The sequence below is a fragment of the Alienimonas sp. DA493 genome, assembly GCF_043951915.1.
Classification (GTDB): domain Bacteria; phylum Planctomycetota; class Planctomycetia; order Planctomycetales; family Planctomycetaceae; genus Alienimonas.
Genome location: NZ_JBINJD010000041.1, coordinates 20,472 through 35,327, shown reverse-complemented (window position 1 = coordinate 35,327; position 14,856 = coordinate 20,472). Strand labels below are relative to the sequence as shown.

Sequence of the window (14,856 nt, the reverse complement as noted above, 5' to 3'; positions counted from 1 at the left end):
GCGGGGCGGGGGGTGCTCAGGAGTTGTAGTCGTACTCGTAGGCGTGGCGGATGTAGCGGCGGTCGGCGTCGTAGTCGCCCTCGTATTCGTCGCGCAGCTTGGCGTCGAGGTCGTCGTTCCAGGAGGGATAGGTCGAGGTGTACCGCCGGTTCGCGGTGTGGCCGAAGCGGAACGCCTGCTCGCGGTTCTCGAAGGCGTCGTCGGAGCCGACGGCCTGCTTGACGGTGTCGTCGACGTCCTGATCCATGTCGCGGGCGCTGTCGGAGCCGAAGTCGGCCTTCGTCTGCTCCCAGTCGTTGGCGAACGCTTTCTTCACGCGTTCCCAGGCGGAAAGGTCTTCGTCGGTGTGAAACGTGGAGGCGGTCGCCATCGCTGAGCGTCTGTTCGAATGCGGAAGGGACGACCCGCCGAACGCGGGCCGGACGCTTCGCATTGCAGCGACGCCGGCCGGACCCTGTCAGAAGCGATTGCCGCACGCCGGCATGGGACGAATGCCGGGGGCGTCGCGACGTGCTCTCAACCTCTCGTGGTTGCGGAAGGAACGGAATGGGTGCCCCAGAAGAACTGCGTTGAAAGCTTGGACGAGCGATCACACAACACTGATTATGTGGTGTCCAGGGTCGCATACCTTCGCCTCGTTTCGAGGAGGCGGCACCAAGGGTGAAGACATGCTACTCGGTCAGGTTATCGGTCCAACGTGGTTTCTGAAGAGTGCTGTGTCCCCTTGGGCATCACAGGAAGTTCAAGATCGACTTCACCGTAGCTGTCATGGGTTAGTTTCCAAAACTTCTGCTCGAGTCTAACAACCATGTTCAAGGCCAGATCGGCGAGGGCACGGGTGAGGCCGACACAGAATTGATGATCTAGATATATCTGTTGGCCCGGCTGGCCATTAGGCAGTTCGCACTTTGCGAGTTGACCTTTGGTGATCTTCCCGCCGGTGTGAGTGAACGCATTGCGAGCCTGCTCGGCGATAAGTAGGTTTCGCATGGTATTGGGGCCGGGCGTGATCTCAATGCCAAACCTTTTCTTGAAGTTGTCCAGTTTGCTTCGGATGTCGCCTCGCGAGAATTCGTCGGCAAGCTCTTCTGCGAAGTGCGTGAGGACGTTGTCGTAGCTGCCCGCTCGCACGATATCATTCCACGATGTGGTTCGTGCCAATGCGAGAATGTTTGGTTGTTGTTCGGCGACGGCTCGGACTAAATCCCCTAATAGGGCGTCGAACTGAGCAAAGCACACGATTAGGCATTGTTCGAAGGGCATCCTGAGCAGGGAGTGATCCTCTCCGGCCTGCTTCAGTCGCTCCATGATGAACCAAACGTCATTGGCGATCCCTAGTTCGCTTTTTTCTTCGACGGTTGGTCTCGCGACCCAGTGCCCTTCTTTTATTTCTATCCAAGGCAGGCCGTTCGTCTTGATCTCTCGATAATGCTCGGACCACGCAATGGCGACTTCTTCTCGCTCCGTTTCTGGGAGCGAGCCCGGAAGGTCTCGAAGTCCGATGCTGCCTATCTTCGTGAGAATCCTGGCTGCTGCCATCGACTCTTGGAACCTCATAAACCTCTCGCGAACCGGCGAAGGTTCACGATGCCGGGTCGGTGATTGAGTATCCACTTTGCCGGTTCCTCTTAATGCCGTGAGCCGCTTGTTCTCTAGCCTCTGAGCAACACGACAGTGCTAACGCATCTGAGGTTCACGCCGCCCGCTGAAACACCCCCGCGAACCGCGGGTCGCTGGTCAGTTTGCCTTCGGCCTGCGGGGTTTCTTCGACCAATTTGGCGATGACGCGGTCGGTGGTGACGCCGTCGGATTCGGCGGCGAAGTTGCAGACGATGCGGTGCCGCAGCACCGGGGCGGCGAGGGAGGCGACGTCCTCCGTCGACACGTGCGTGCGGCCGGCGAGCAGGGCCTTCGCTTTGCCGCCGAGCAACAGCATCTGCACGGCCCGGGGGCCGGCGCCCCAGCTGAGCCATTCCTTGGCGAAGTCCGGGGCGCCCGGCTCGGTGATGCGGGTCTGGCGGACCAGGGCGAGGGCGTATTCGATCACGTGATCGCTCGCCGGGACCTGGCGGACGAGCTTCTGTAGCTCGACGATCTCCGGTCCGGAGAGGACCGGGTCGATCTCGTCGGCGGTCACGCCGGTGGTCGCCTTGGCGATCTGCTTTTCTTCCTCGAACGTCGGGTAGCCGACGAACACCTTGAACATGAACCGGTCCTGCTGGGCCTCCGGCAGCAGGTAGGTGCCTTCCTGCTCGATCGGGTTCTGGGTCGCCAGCACGAAGAACGGGTCCGGCAGGGCGTGCCGGCTTTGACCAACCGACACCTGCCGTTCCTGCATCGCTTCCAGCAGGGCCGCCTGGGTCTTGGGCGGCGTCCGGTTGATCTCGTCCGCCAGCACCACGTTGTGGAACAGCGGGCCGTTGAGGAAGCGGAACTCCCGGTCGCCGGTCTCCCGGTTCTGCTGGAGCACGTCCGTGCCGGTGATGTCGGCCGGCATTAGGTCCGGCGTGAACTGGATGCGGGCGAAGCTCATCGAGAGCGTCCGCGCCAGCGTGGAGATCATCAGCGTTTTCGCCAGCCCCGGCACCCCTTCGAGCAGGCAGTGCCCGCGGCTGAACAGGGCGATCAGCAGCTGATCGACGACCTCCTCCTGCCCGACGATCACCCGGCCGATCTGGGCCTTGATGTCGTTGAAGGCCGCGCCCACCCGTTCGACGGCGCGGTCGGGGTCGTCTTGCAGCTGGATGTCCGGGGCGGTCATGCGGGCGGCTCGGGGCGGCGGGACGGAACGCGGGGCCTCACAGCATTGGCGGCGGGAACCGGCTTCGCCAGTCCCCGCCGCGTCGATGCGTCGTCGCTGTCCGCTGATTCGCCGTCAGTCGCCGACCGGGGCGAGCCAGACGGCGTCGGCGATCGTGTAGCCCTTCCGCCCGGCTTCCAGGCGGACCGTGACCGTCGAACCCGGCTTCACCGTGATGCCGTCCAAGGTCCGCCAGGCGCCCTCGCCGCCCTCGGCGGTTTGGTCGATCGCGGTGCCGGCCGTCTCCCGCTGCGTGCCGTCGTCCACGGTGATGAAGGCGGAGCGGGTCCGGTTCGTGTGCGGCGGGGCGCCGACCCGCAGCACGTATTGTCCCTCCTGCGGGACCTTCAGGGTGAAGGTGGCGCTGGGCGGCTCGCCGTTGCCGTCCCACTCGACGGCCCGGTAGCCGCGGTCGACGAAGGGACCGATCGAGACGCTGCGGTCCCACTCGCCGGTGAAGGTCGCGTCCTCGTCGTCCGCGACGACGCCGTCGAGCGACTTGGAGGCCACCCGCTCGGCCCGACGCCAGCCGCCGCCGGTCCATTCGAGAATCTGCCCGTCGGCCAGCAGGCGTTCCCGCAGGGCGGCGTAATCGACGTCCTGCACCGGGATGTCTTTCTCCGCGGCCATCACCGCAGCGGTCGCGGCGCTTTGGCCGAGGACCATGAAGACCGGCTCCATGCGGATCGAGCCGTAGGCGATGTGCGAGGCGGACATCGCCACCGGGACCAGCAGGTTCGTGGCCTGTTCCTTCTTCGGCACGATCGAGCCGTAACCGATCGGGTAGGGCGGGAAGCCGCCCTGCTGGACGTCGCCCTCGTTCTGCACGTGGCCGTTCTCGTCGATGTATCGCCAGACGTTGTGTGAGTCCATCGTGTAGGCGGCCAGGCCGACGGGGTCCTCGGCCACGTCTTCGCTGAGGCAGTCGGCCTGGGTCATCACCCGCTGCCCGATCATGCGGCGGGCTTCGCGGATGTAGAGTTGCGGTGGCCAGCCCCCGGTCGCCTCGAACTCGTCCTTCGGCAGGCCCCACTGGGAGAAGTAGTTGCGGACCTCCGCCGGCACGCGGGGGTGGTTCGCCAGGGACCACATCAGGCCCTTCTGGTAGTTCTCGTGGGCGGCGACGATTTCCGCCCGCTCCTCGTCGGAAGCCTCGGGATAGTCGTGGTTCTGGCCGATCCAGTCGGTGGAGACGGCGTGATTGTTGTTCGAATCCGTCTTGCGGTTCGGCATCATCACCGGGTTCCACGGCTTGCGGAGGTCGCCGGCCTCGAAGTTGCGGAAGAGCAGTTCGTAGAGGCTCTCGTCGTACCCCTCCGGCTTGGGCCAGGGGATGCGGTTGGAGGCGACGTCCGTGGCGCACAGACGGAAGCAGTAGGCCTGCACGCCGTCGTCGCCGGACCCGGAGGGCGGCAGCGGTTCAGACCGCACCTGCGGGAGGACGCCGGAGGAGGGATCGCCGGGGGTGACGTACGGGTCGACCGGCTTGACGAAGCGGTGGTTCTTGTAGTTCAGGGCCGGGCGCACGCCGTTGTAGCTCTCGCCGTAGACGGACTCCGCCTCGCGGCCGACGTGGTAGCTCACGCCGGCGGCGGCCATCAGGTCGCCCTCGTAGGTGGCGTCGATGAAGACGTCGCCGCGGACCGTGCTGCCGTCCTTGAGGCGAATCTGGACGATGCGGCCGTCCTTCATCGTCACGCCGCCCTCGCCGCGGTCCAGCGGGCTCTCCATCATCGGTTCGACGCCGACTTCCTGGAGCCATTTTTCGTAGATGTTCATCGCCACGTGGGGCTCGAACGTCCAGAACGGCTCCGGGTTCTCCGGGTCGAGCTTCACCTCACCGCGGCGGCTGTCGTACTGCTCGGGCTTCTGATAGTTCCAGTTCTCGCGGTGGGCGTAGTGCTCGCCGACGGCGGTGTAGAACTCGCGGGAGATCCCGCCGATCGCCGCTTTGTTGCCGATGTCCGTGGCTCCCAGTCCGCCGGTCGTCAGGCCGCCGAGGTGGGAGGAGGGTTCGATCAGCAGGACGGACTGGTCCATCCGGCGGACCTGCACCGCGGCGGCGATGCCGCCGCTGGTGGCGCCGTAGATCACCACGTCCGCCTCGTAGTCCGCCTGCACGGGGTCCGGCGGCGCGGCCGGAGCGACGAGGGCGGCGATGAGAAACGCAGGCGTGAGCATGGATGAACCTTTTCGGGCGAGAACGCGTCGATCATGGCCGATCCGACCGGTCTTCCGCCACCGTTGCGATTTCCGGCCCCGAGCGGACACTGCGGCCCATGTGGGACGCCCGGCCGGAGGAACTGAAAGCCCGTTGGACCGGCCGCGCCGTCGCGGTGCGGTCGGCGGCGGCCGTGGGGCCGCTGGCCCGGTTCCGGGGCCGCACCGGGCGGGTGCGGACGGTCAACATGAACGGCCGGGCCCTGGTGCAATTCGACGGGGCGGACGAGACCTGGTTCGACCTCGACCCAGCCGCCCTGGAGCCGGCGCCGGAAACCGCGGACACGCCCCCGCCGGTGCGGGCCGCCGTCGGCGAGGAGCCGCAGGGCGAACCGGCCCCCGGGGCGCTGGAGAAGCCCCCCGCGAAGATGCGGCCGCAAACCCCCGCCGCGGCGAAAGCGGAAGGCGGCAAGAAGCTGTCCGTGCTCGAACTGGCCCGCCAGCAGGGCGCCGCCGGCACGGGCGTCCCCGAGGAGTCGGACGCAGCCTCCAAGCCGCCGGCGAAATCGGCAGGCGGAAAGAAGATGTCCGTGTTAGAGTTGGCCCGGCAGCAGGGCGCCGCGGGGCAGAGCACGCCCGCCGACCCAGCGTCGCCGGCCGAACCGCCGGCCGAACCGCCGAGCGAGGCGAAGCCGGCGAAGAAGCTCTCCGTGCTGGAACTCGCCCGTCAGCAGGGGGCCGCGGGGCGGAAAGACCAATAACCAAGAATTTAAGAACCAAAGCCGATCCTCAGAGCCATGGTTCTTGATTTCTTGTCTCTTGGAATTTCACCCCCTCACAGATCGGCGAAGTAGTTCCGTACGGCGACGGCGAACGCCTCCGCGGTGGCGACCGGCGGCAGGCCCTCGAACGCCGCCCGGCGCTTCACCTGGAGGAGCAGATCGCGCGGGTGGCAGAACCGCATCGGGCGATCGACGTTGAGGAAGCCTTCCGTCACCAACGCCTCCGCGGCGCCGGCCTCCAGCCTGAGGTCCATCGTCGGGGCCAGGGCGTGCAGGATCGCCCGGAACTCCTCCGGCGACGGGTCGCCAACCCGCACCTTGAACGGGATGCGGCGGAGGAACGCCTCGTCGACCAGATCCGCCGGCCGCAGGTTCGTGGCGAACACGGTCAGCAGATCGAACGGGACCTTCGCCTTCTTCCCGCCGGGGGTGTTGAGGAAGTCGTAGCCGCGTTCCAGCGGGACGATCCAGCGGTTCAGCAACTCGTCCGGGGGGATGCGCTGCCGGCCGAAATCGTCCACCACCAGCGTGCCGCCGTTCGCCTTGAGTTGAACGGGAGCCTCCATCACCCCGCTGACCGTATTCATCGACAACTCGAGGTGCTCCATCGTCAGTTCGCCGCCGACCGCCACCGTGGGCCGGCGGACGCGAACCCAGCGGTCGTCATGCGGGGGGCCGTCGTCCGCCGCGTCCTCCTCCGGGGCCGGCAGTTCCTCGTGCACCGCGGGGTCGTACAGGCGGACCGTCTCCCCGCCGATCCGGACGGCCCGCGGGATCCACAGTTCCTCGTCGTAGACCCGGGTGAGGCGTTCCGCGATCGTCGTCTTGCCGTTGCCCGGGTCGCCGTAGAGGAACAGCGCCCCCACGCTGCCGAGAGCGGCGCCGAGTTGGCCGAAGGTCTCCGCGGAGACCTGCAATCCGGTCAGCGCCGCCCGCAGGCGGTCCCGGCGGATCGTCTGATTGCGGAGCGACTGGGCCGCAACGCTGGCGACGTACTGCTCCAGCGGGGCCGGGGCGCAGCCGTCGTAACGGGAACGGTCGTGGGCCCGGGAGGCCCGCTCCAGGCCGGGCTCGGTCAGTTCGTGCAGGTAGTCGTCCGGCCCGGCGTTGCGGCGGTAGGTGACGAGGTTCGCCTTCTTCAGATCCCGCAGATACCCGGCGACGAGCCCGCCCGGCAGGCGGATTTGCCGGGCGACGTCGCGGCCGCTGGTCGGACCGCGATTCAGCAGAATCTTGAGGACCAGCGCCTCGATCTCCGGCAGCGGCAGGCCGGTCTCCTCCAGGCTCTCCGGATGTGTCGGGAAGAATCCGGCGGGCAGTTCCGTCGCCGGTTCCGGGGGGACGGCGGGCGGCGGTTCGAGGGCGGCGGGCACGGGCGGGTCTCCGGGGGCGACCTTCGAACTTAGGTCGCGGCGGGCCGGTCGGCTTGCGGTTTCGGCGGCGCCGATCACCCTTGGCGGCCCGCCCCCGGACGAACCGCCATGAAGCTCGCTCACCTCGACCTCCCCACCGGCATCGCCGGCGACATGACCCTCGCCGCCCTGCTGGACGCCGGCGTGGACGAGGCGGCGGTGCGGGCCGCCATCGCTTCGCTCGGGCTGGAGGGGGTCGAACTTCACTGCGAGGACGTGGTGAAGTTCGGGTTCCGGGCGAAGAACGTGCGGGTCACGCACCCCCCGCAGCACGCCCACCGAGGGCTGAGGGAGATCGCCGCGATCCTCGACCGGGGCGACCTCACTCCGACCGCCCGCGACCTCGCCGACCGGCTGTTCCACGCGATCGCCGTCGCCGAGGCCCGCGTGCACGGCAGCACGCCGGAGGCGATTCACTTCCATGAGGTGGGGGCGGTCGACTCGATCGTCGACGTGGTCGGCTGCGCGGTGGGGTTCGACCTGCTGGGGGCGGACCGCGTGACCTGCTCCCCGGTGCCGACGGGCCGGGGGCGGGTGAAGATCGCCCACGGCGTCTGCCCGGTGCCGGCCCCGGCGACGGCGGAACTGCTCAAAGGCGTGCCGTTGGACGCCGTGCCGGTCGACGCCGAACTGACCACTCCCACTGGGGCGGCGATCGTCTCGGTGCTGGCGGACGGCTTCGGCGATCTGCCGGCGATGACCGTGCACGAGGTCGGCCTCGGGGCGGGCGATCTCGATTTGCCGGACCGGGCGAATCTGCTGCGGCTCTTTGTCGGCACGGCGGACGACGCCCCCCGCGGGTTCGGCGCCGACCGCGTGTTCCTGCTGGAGACGAACCTCGACGACGAAACGCCGGAGACGATCGCCCACGCCAGTTCCAAACTGTTCGAGGCCGGGGCCGTCGACGTGTTCGCCCTGCCGGCGACGATGAAGAAGGGCCGCAGCGGAGTCGTGCTGAGCGTCCTCTGCCCGCCGGGGAAGCGGGAGGCCTGCGAGGGGGTGCTGTTCGCGGAGACGGCCACCTTCGGCGTGCGGCGCCGGCTGCTGGACCGCACCACGCGGCCGCGGCGGGAGGCGACGGTCGAGACGGCGTTCGGCCCGGTGCAGGGCAAAGTCGGGCCGAAGCCGGGCGGGGGGGAACTGTTCTCGCCGGAATTCGACGCCTGTGCGAAGATCGCCGCCGACCGCCGCGTCCCCCTGCGTGACGTGTACCGGGCGGCGGAGGCGACCTTCCTCACGACTCCCCCGCCGTCGCCCGCCGCCGCCCCGGGGCACGGGCACGATCACGGTTCCGGCCACGATCACAGCCACGGGCACGACCATGACCACAGTCATGGACACGATCACGGCGGCGGACACGACCACGACCACAGCCACGATCACTCGCACGGCTGACCTCCTCCCGGCTCCCGGCAGAACACGGCTCATGCTCGTCCCGCCGCCGCTCCCCCCGTTGGCGATCGATCCGGCCAGCTTGCTGGCGCCGCTGGGCATCGCGGTGCTGACGGTCACGCTGCTCCGCCGCTACCGCCTGAAAACGACGGCGCCGAGAAAGGCCGCCGCCCCGTCCGACCCGGGCGTCGCGGTGCGAGAGGCGGTGCGGGAGTCCGCCGGGGAGTGGGAGCTCCGCCTGCACGACGCCGGCCGGGCCGCGGAGGCCTCGCTGAACACGCGGGCGGCAGAGCTGAGCGCCCTCGCCGAACGGGCCGAGACCGCCGCGGAACGGCTGCGGGTCGTCGGTTTGCCGCCGGAGGACGCGGACGCCCCGGTCACGCTGCCGATCGGGGAGGAGCGGGTCCGCCGGCATCTCCGGCAGGCCGGCTACGACGACCGGCAGATCGACGTGATTCTCAGCCGCGACGGCGAGGGGGAACGGGAGCGGGCGGCCTGACCGGTCGCGGCGCCGGGGCGGCTCTCACCGTTCCTTGAAGTCCGCGCCGCGGTTGCGGGTGGCGGTGACGAGCACCGTCACCGCGTCGCCCAGCAGGGACCGCACGCGGCGGGCCTCGGCCTCGGCCAGCTCGGCGGAGCCGAACACGCTGCACGCCGCCGGGCCCCAACTGGACTGGGCCGGCGGGGGCAGGTTGCGGTCCTTGCGGTCCGCGGCCCACTCCCGCACCGCCGGGGAGACGAACACGCCGCCCTGCAACGAGGCGAAGTGCTTTCCCACCCGCATGCCGTAGTCGCCGAGGATGCGGGCGAACAGCACGGCGTTCGGCGGGCGCTCGCCGAGGCCGGCGGCGAGCGGGAGACTCTGGAGAATCATCCGTCGCAGCCCCCCGCTGAAGGGCCGGGACATCGGCGGCATTCTGCGGAGAGCGGCCGCCTCCTCCTCGCCGCTCACCCCGCCGCCCTCGGCGGGCAGGACGATCACCCAGCGCCACTCGGCGGGCAGTTGCACGCAGCGGACCGCCGTGCCCTGGGCCGCCCCGATCGCCCCCAGCGGGTCCAACAGCATCCCGCCGGAGAGGAACCCCGCGGCCCCCAGCCGGCTGCGGTTTGCCCGGCCCAGCTGCTCGAACAGCGGCCCGGCGACCGGGTCCGGCTCGCCCAACAGGCGGGCCGTCGCCGTCGCCGCGGCCAAGGCGATCTGCGTGCCGGAGCCGAGTCCGGAGTGGGCCGGCGGACAGGCGAGCAGTTCCGCCCGCACCGGCGCGTCGCCGGCGATCGCCCGCACGGCGGCTCGCAGGCGCTCTTCCTCCCCCTCCGGGGCGACGAACTCTGCGGGACCGTCGGTCGCGGCGATCGTGACCCGCGTGACCGGGGCCTCGACCGTTACGCCGGCGCCGCTCCACTCCGGCGCCAGGGCGCACAGACCGAAGTGCAGCCGGGCCCCGGCGGTCACCGTGACGGATTGGCGGGCGAACTGCGTCATCGGCGGGGGGCGGGGCGGCGAGGCCGGCCGGCGGGCTCGGGGGCCGCCGACTCCGCGTTCTTCTCGTCGGCGGCGGGGCGGCGGGCGATCTCCGCGGCGAGTTCGCTCCAGGCGGCGGCGTCGCGGGGGGAGCCGGTCTTCTCCACGAGCGGGGCGAGGTCGGCAAGGCGACGCCGGAGCTCCGCCCGCGGGATCAGGAAGGTGCGGGTGGCGAGGATCGCCCCCTCAACGAGGGCGAACGCCGCTCGGTTCAACCCCGCCCCCTCCCGTACCCGACCGCGGCGTCTCACGTTCGCCGTCAGTTCGTAGAGCCCACGAGCGTCCGGGCCGACCGTCGCCGTCACGTCGAAGTCCAGCCACCGGCAGCAATCGACCAGCCGGACGCCCCGCCCGTCGGGCAGCGGCTCGGTGGGGGCGTCGGCGGCGCCGAGGGCCGCCCGCACGATCAGCGCCGCGTCGTCGGTCACGTGCCACACGCCCCGCCGCGTCGCCAGCAGGTTCGCGCAGGTGGTCGAGCCGGAGAACGGACGGAGGGTGAAGCGGTCTCCGCCGCGGTCGCCGCGGTCGTCCGGCCAGAGCGCCCCCAGCGGGGCCAGGTTCGCCCGGCCTCGCGCGTCGACGGTCGTCGCCAGTCCTTCCACGATCACGCCCGAAGCGTGCCCGCGGAGGGCGCCGATTGAAAGCGAACCCCTCGAAAGGGACCCCGCGCGGTCAGCGGGTCACGCCGATGTTGAAGCTGAACAGCTGCTCGTCGTCGAAGTCCGGACCGGCGACGGGGACGGCGAAGTCGAAGGCCAGCGGGGCCGGGCCGAAGGCCTGCGGCAGGCTGACCCGGACGCCGGCGCCGACGGAGGCCCGGAAGTCGTCCAGGCTGACGTCGTCGTTGACCGTCCCGAAGTCGGTGAAGACAACCCCCTGCAGGGCGTCGTTCACGAGAATCGGGAAGCGGTACTGCAGGCTGCCGAAGGTGCTGAACCGGCCGCCGACCCGCACGCCGTTCTGCAACGGGCTGACGCCGCGGAAGTCGAAGCCGCGGAGCGTCTGGAACCCGCCGAGGTAGTAATTCTCAAAAATGGGCATGTCGTCGCCGGCGACGCCGACGCTGCCGTTGAGGCTCAGCACGTGCTGGCCGGTGCCGTCGGGACGTTCGTTCAGCAGCCAGTAGCGGGCGGCTTCGGCGTCGAAGCGGGGGTAGGTGAAGTCGCCCAACCCCTGCGTGTAGCCGAACTCCGCGAACATGCCCTCGCTGGGCAGGATCGCCCGGTTCCGGCTGTCGTACTTCAGGCTGGCGCCGAGCGTGAACAGGGTGTTGTCGCCGACCGCCTCCGCCAGCTTCGGCGGGGTGGGGAAGGCGGGGTTGAAGATCTTCACTTCTTCCAGCCGGCTGCTGCCGACGACGCTCCAGAACGGCGTGAGCTGCCGGCCGACCGTCAGGCGGCCGCCGAGCCGCTGCTCGTCCCACTCGTCGTAAAACCGGCTGTAGTAGAACCCGCTGACGCCGACGCTGTAGAGGCTGTCGAGGAAGTAGGGGTCCGTCAGGCTGATAAGGTAGCGACTGACCTGGGCGCCGGGCACCGCTTCGATCCGCAGCCGTTGGCCGCGGCCGCGGAAGGCGGTACCGTTGCGGAGCTCCTGAAAGCTGCGGGGGAAGTTCCAGATGTCGAAATTGTCCTCCTGCAGCGTGACCTGACCGACCAGGCCGCTGGAGCTGTTCACCGCGGCGCCGACCATGAACCGGCCGGTGCGTTCCTCACGGGCCCGCACGTCGATGTCCACGAAGCCCGGCGGCTCCTGGAAGGGCGGCGGTTCGTTAAACGGGCCCTGGAACGGTCCGCCGTTGGGGCTCTGCGGGAGCAGGGGGCTGGAGACGCCCGGCCCGAGGTCGCCGCCGGTCTGCTGGATCGTGCGGAAGGGGTTGTACTCGCCCTCGGCGGTGACGACCGGGCCCGGCGAGACCGGCTCGACGACCGGCCCCGGCTCCCAGCCGCCGCCCGCGGCGGGCGGTTCCGGGCTCTGGGCGCGGTAGACCGGCGTGACGAATCCGTTCTCCTCCGGGCTCTTCATCCGCGGCGTGATCTGGGCGAAGGGCACCTCCGCGGGACCGTCGAAGGTCGGCATCGTCGGCACCCACGCCGGCGGGAGCAGTTGCGGCGCAGTCCGTTGCGGCTCCGCGGTCGTCCGCGGGTGAACCGAGAGTTCGAACAGGTTCTGTTGAGCGACCCAACCGGCCGGATCGGTCTCCGGCGTGGGCGGCGCCGCCGTCGCCCCGAACCCGGCGGCGAGCGACGCGTCGTCCAGCGTGGGCTCCGACAGCGGACGCAGCGACGCCGTCCGCCGCACCTGCGCGTTCAGCGGCGCCGGCCGCGGCGGCAATGCGGCGCTACGACCGGCGTTCCCCGCGGCCTTCTGGGCCGGCAGATCGCGGCGGGAGGTCGCCGGGGCGTACCCGGTCGGCCGCCGGGCGGCGGGCGCTTCGGGGCTCTGCCCGCGGATGTCGCTGGCCGGCAGGATGCGGTTGTCGTTCTCCTCGACCGGGGAGATGGAAACCTCCACGTCGTGCCCAAAGACCGGCGAGCCGCCCACGCGGTCTTTGCTCTTGCGGATCAGCGCCGGGTCCGCCCGCTCGCCTGGGCTGACCATCATCTGGTTGAGCACCAGGTTCCGCTGGGTATGCGGGTGGTCGCCGACGATCTCCACGTTGATGTGGCGGATGTACCGGACCTTGTCCTCCTGGATCTGATAGGTCAGATCAATGACGCCCGGCTCCTCCTCGAGGAACTCCGGCACCGGCAGGATCTTGGTGAACAGCCGGCCCTCTTCCCCGTAGAGCTTCTCCATCTCCGCCCGGTCCTTTTGCAGGAAGCGGGCGTTGTAGTAGTCGCCGGGCCGCAGGGCCGGGTCGGAGAGCAGGGCCGCGTCGGGGAGCTTCTCGTTCCCCTCCAGATTGACGTTCCGCACGCGGTAGCGCGGGCCTTCCTCCACATGGAAGGTGACGTAGATCTCGGAGCGGTCCTCGCTCTCGGCGACCTCCGCGGTCACCTTCACGTCGAAGTAGCCCAAGTCGCGGTAGTAGTCGGTGATCGCCGCCTCGTCCCGCGGGACGGTGGTCGGGTCGAACAGCCCGAAGAGCGGGACCATCCCGAGCAGCTTCGTTTTCGTCTCCAGCCCCCGTTTGAGCACCGCGTCGGAGAAGTCGCGGTTGCCCTCGAATGAGACCTTCGCCACCCGGACTTTCGGCCCCTCTTCGATCTGGAACACGACGTCGCGGTCGGACTCCGAATCGCCCTTCACCAGCGTGACCTTGGCGTGGCGGAAGCCCTCGTCGACGTAGTAGCGGCGGATCTGCTCCGCGGCGTCGCGGTTGAACATCACCCGGTACGGGCTGCCCGGTTCGAGGCCGGTCACGCGGGAGAGCTGCTCGTCGGATTTCTTATCGTTGCCCTGGTAGGTCACGGAGGCGACCTGCGGCAGTTCCTTGACGAGGAACACCAGCTCCAGTCCGGCGTCGGTCCGCCGGAACTCGCGCTGGACGCGGCTGAACCACTTCGTCTCGTAGAGGCTGCGGATGTCGTCCAGCACCTCGTGATTGGTGACGGTCCGGCCGCTTTTGATCGAGATCCGCTGCAAAATCACCGCCGCGGGGATCGTTTCGTTCCCCTCGACCCGCACGGCGACGATCGGCTCGTCCGGAGCGGCGCTCTGGGCGCGCAGCCCCGCGACCGGCAACAGAGCAAGGATCGCCGTGGCAAGACAGACCAGCGGCGCGGCCGGGACGCGTCGGCGGGGCGGTGGCGACATGGGCGACGTCCTTGGGCGGCAATGACGCCCGACTCGTTCGGGCGCCGGCGCAATCGCCCCCCGGAAAACGGGGCACGAACGCCGGAATGCGGGGACATAGCAGCGGCCCCCCGTCTTCTCCAACCCGGACCGTCCCGAGAATTCACTTCGCGCGCGACAGGCCTTCGCCGATCGCCAGCGCCTCCGCGGCCCCGAGGTCCCGATCGTTCGCCTCGAACAGGGCCGCGACGGCCGCCCTGTGGATCTTCATCTTCAGCCCGCCGACCGCCAGCGCCCCGTAACAGCGGACGCCGTCGCGGTCCTCCGCCCGGTCGTGCGATTCGATCCCCGTCACCCCCGCGGGGGGCACGGCATTGAGGTCGACGGCGACCCGGACGCCGGCCGCGGCCAATTCCGGCAGCGACGCGACCTCGACCCCGGCCGGTCCGCAGGCGAAGACGGCCGCGGCGCCGGCGATCGCGTCGGCGACGCTCTCCGCGGCCCCCTGCCGGCGCTCGTCCGGGTCGTAGGTGCGGACGGCGACGTCCCGTTCCTTCAACAGCGCCGCGACGCGGCCGCCGACCGGCCCCAGGCCCAGCACGGCCGCCGGGCCGTCGAACCCGTCGTCGGCGAGCACGGAGAGGACGGCGGCCGCCGCGGTGGTGTTGGCCCCGTTCGGGTCGCGCAGGACGCTGACCCGCAGCGGCCCGAAGAAGGCCCCGCGGACGGCTTCGGCGATCGCCTCCGCCCGCTCCGCGTCCGACCCGCCGACGAAGATCGCCGTGTGCTTCAGATCCTCCGGCCCGCGGGTGAAGATCGCCCCGTGCGTCAGGGCGACGGCGCCGTCCGGCGTGACGCCGCCGTAGGACAGAACCTCGTCCGCCCCGGCGTCGAGGGCGACGATCCGATCGAACGCGGACGGCTGGGCGTCCGCGTCGAGGTGGAGCAGGATTCTCTTCACGACGGACTCCGTAGGGTCCGCTCCGCGGACCGTTCAGTTGCGCGGTCGATCTTCGGCGGGCTGCGGGCGCTCTCACCGGTCCGCAGAGC

At 69.9% G+C, this 14,856-nt stretch carries 12 protein-coding genes; 3 read left to right on the top strand and 9 right to left on the bottom strand.

The window, feature by feature from the left end:
• Window positions 1-16 precede the first annotated feature (16 nt).
• From ACG2DA_RS08645 to ACG2DA_RS08630, 4 genes are all read right to left on the bottom strand, one after another.
• Window positions 17-370: a hypothetical protein gene (locus ACG2DA_RS08645; protein WP_395255169.1), complete on the bottom strand. Its 354-nt coding sequence runs from the start codon at window positions 368-370 to the stop codon at window positions 17-19.
• A 314-nt stretch (window positions 371-684) separates the two neighbouring features.
• Window positions 685-1,614 carry a hypothetical protein gene (locus tag ACG2DA_RS08640; protein WP_395255168.1) on the bottom strand — a complete coding sequence of 310 codons (930 nt, stop codon included), beginning with the start codon at window positions 1,612-1,614 and terminating at the stop codon, window positions 685-687.
• Between the two features lie 79 nt (window positions 1,615-1,693).
• Window positions 1,694-2,761, bottom strand: coding sequence for an AAA family ATPase (locus tag ACG2DA_RS08635; protein WP_395255167.1), 1,068 nt, complete (start codon window positions 2,759-2,761; stop codon window positions 1,694-1,696).
• Between the two features lie 114 nt (window positions 2,762-2,875).
• Window positions 2,876-4,981, bottom strand: coding sequence for an FAD-dependent oxidoreductase (locus ACG2DA_RS08630; RefSeq protein ID WP_395255166.1), 2,106 nt, complete (start codon window positions 4,979-4,981; stop codon window positions 2,876-2,878).
• A gap of 98 nt (window positions 4,982-5,079) precedes the next feature.
• Between ACG2DA_RS08630 and ACG2DA_RS08625 the strand changes: the two genes are divergently transcribed.
• Window positions 5,080-5,721 (top strand): hypothetical protein, encoded by a 642-nt coding sequence (locus ACG2DA_RS08625; RefSeq protein WP_395255165.1) that lies wholly within the window; start codon window positions 5,080-5,082, stop codon window positions 5,719-5,721.
• Window positions 5,722-5,795: 74 nt separating this feature from the next.
• Here ACG2DA_RS08625 and ACG2DA_RS08620 read toward each other — a convergent pair whose 3' ends face one another.
• Window positions 5,796-7,115, bottom strand: coding sequence for an AAA family ATPase (locus ACG2DA_RS08620; protein WP_395255164.1), 1,320 nt, complete (start codon window positions 7,113-7,115; stop codon window positions 5,796-5,798).
• Between the two features lie 108 nt (window positions 7,116-7,223).
• Between ACG2DA_RS08620 and larC the strand changes: the two genes are divergently transcribed.
• Window positions 7,224-8,549 carry a nickel pincer cofactor biosynthesis protein LarC gene (gene larC, locus ACG2DA_RS08615; protein WP_395255163.1) on the top strand — a complete coding sequence of 442 codons (1,326 nt, stop codon included), beginning with the start codon at window positions 7,224-7,226 and terminating at the stop codon, window positions 8,547-8,549.
• A 31-nt stretch (window positions 8,550-8,580) separates the two neighbouring features.
• Window positions 8,581-9,045, top strand: a complete 465-nt coding sequence (locus ACG2DA_RS08610; RefSeq protein WP_395255162.1) for a hypothetical protein — start codon at window positions 8,581-8,583, stop codon at window positions 9,043-9,045.
• 24 nt (window positions 9,046-9,069) lie between these two features.
• Here the strand turns inward: ACG2DA_RS08610 and ACG2DA_RS08605 are convergent, their stop codons facing one another.
• From ACG2DA_RS08605 to ACG2DA_RS08590, 4 genes are all read right to left on the bottom strand, one after another.
• Window positions 9,070-10,029, bottom strand: coding sequence for a hypothetical protein (locus tag ACG2DA_RS08605; protein WP_395255161.1), 960 nt, complete (start codon window positions 10,027-10,029; stop codon window positions 9,070-9,072).
• On the bottom strand, window positions 10,026-10,676 hold the full coding sequence (locus ACG2DA_RS08600) for a DUF447 domain-containing protein (protein WP_395255160.1): 651 nt from the start codon (window positions 10,674-10,676) through the stop codon (window positions 10,026-10,028). The genes ACG2DA_RS08605 and ACG2DA_RS08600 overlap by 4 nt, the downstream gene beginning before the upstream one ends.
• A 64-nt stretch (window positions 10,677-10,740) precedes the next feature.
• Window positions 10,741-13,827 (bottom strand): BamA/TamA family outer membrane protein, encoded by a 3,087-nt coding sequence (locus ACG2DA_RS08595; protein WP_395255159.1) that lies wholly within the window; start codon window positions 13,825-13,827, stop codon window positions 10,741-10,743.
• 142 nt (window positions 13,828-13,969) lie between these two features.
• The gene (locus tag ACG2DA_RS08590; RefSeq protein WP_395255158.1) at window positions 13,970-14,767 is read right to left on the bottom strand and encodes a methylene-tetrahydromethanopterin dehydrogenase N-terminal domain-containing protein; all 798 of its coding nucleotides are present in this window, start codon (window positions 14,765-14,767) and stop codon (window positions 13,970-13,972) included.
• Between the last annotated feature and the right edge of the window lie 89 nt (window positions 14,768-14,856).

Coding starts and splice junctions, on each gene's coding strand:
- ACG2DA_RS08645 (WP_395255169.1), bottom strand. CDS start 370: ATGGCGACCGCCTCCACGTTTCACACCGACGAAGACCTTTCCGCCTGG.
- ACG2DA_RS08635 (WP_395255167.1), bottom strand. CDS start 2,761: ATGACCGCCCCGGACATCCAGCTGCAAGACGACCCCGACCGCGCCGTC.
- ACG2DA_RS08610 (WP_395255162.1), top strand. CDS start 8,581: ATGCTCGTCCCGCCGCCGCTCCCCCCGTTGGCGATCGATCCGGCCAGC.
- ACG2DA_RS08630 (WP_395255166.1), bottom strand. CDS start 4,981: ATGCTCACGCCTGCGTTTCTCATCGCCGCCCTCGTCGCTCCGGCCGCG.
- ACG2DA_RS08595 (WP_395255159.1), bottom strand. CDS start 13,827: ATGTCGCCACCGCCCCGCCGACGCGTCCCGGCCGCGCCGCTGGTCTGT.
- ACG2DA_RS08605 (WP_395255161.1), bottom strand. CDS start 10,029: ATGACGCAGTTCGCCCGCCAATCCGTCACGGTGACCGCCGGGGCCCGG.
- ACG2DA_RS08625 (WP_395255165.1), top strand. CDS start 5,080: ATGTGGGACGCCCGGCCGGAGGAACTGAAAGCCCGTTGGACCGGCCGC.
- larC (WP_395255163.1), top strand. CDS start 7,224: ATGAAGCTCGCTCACCTCGACCTCCCCACCGGCATCGCCGGCGACATG.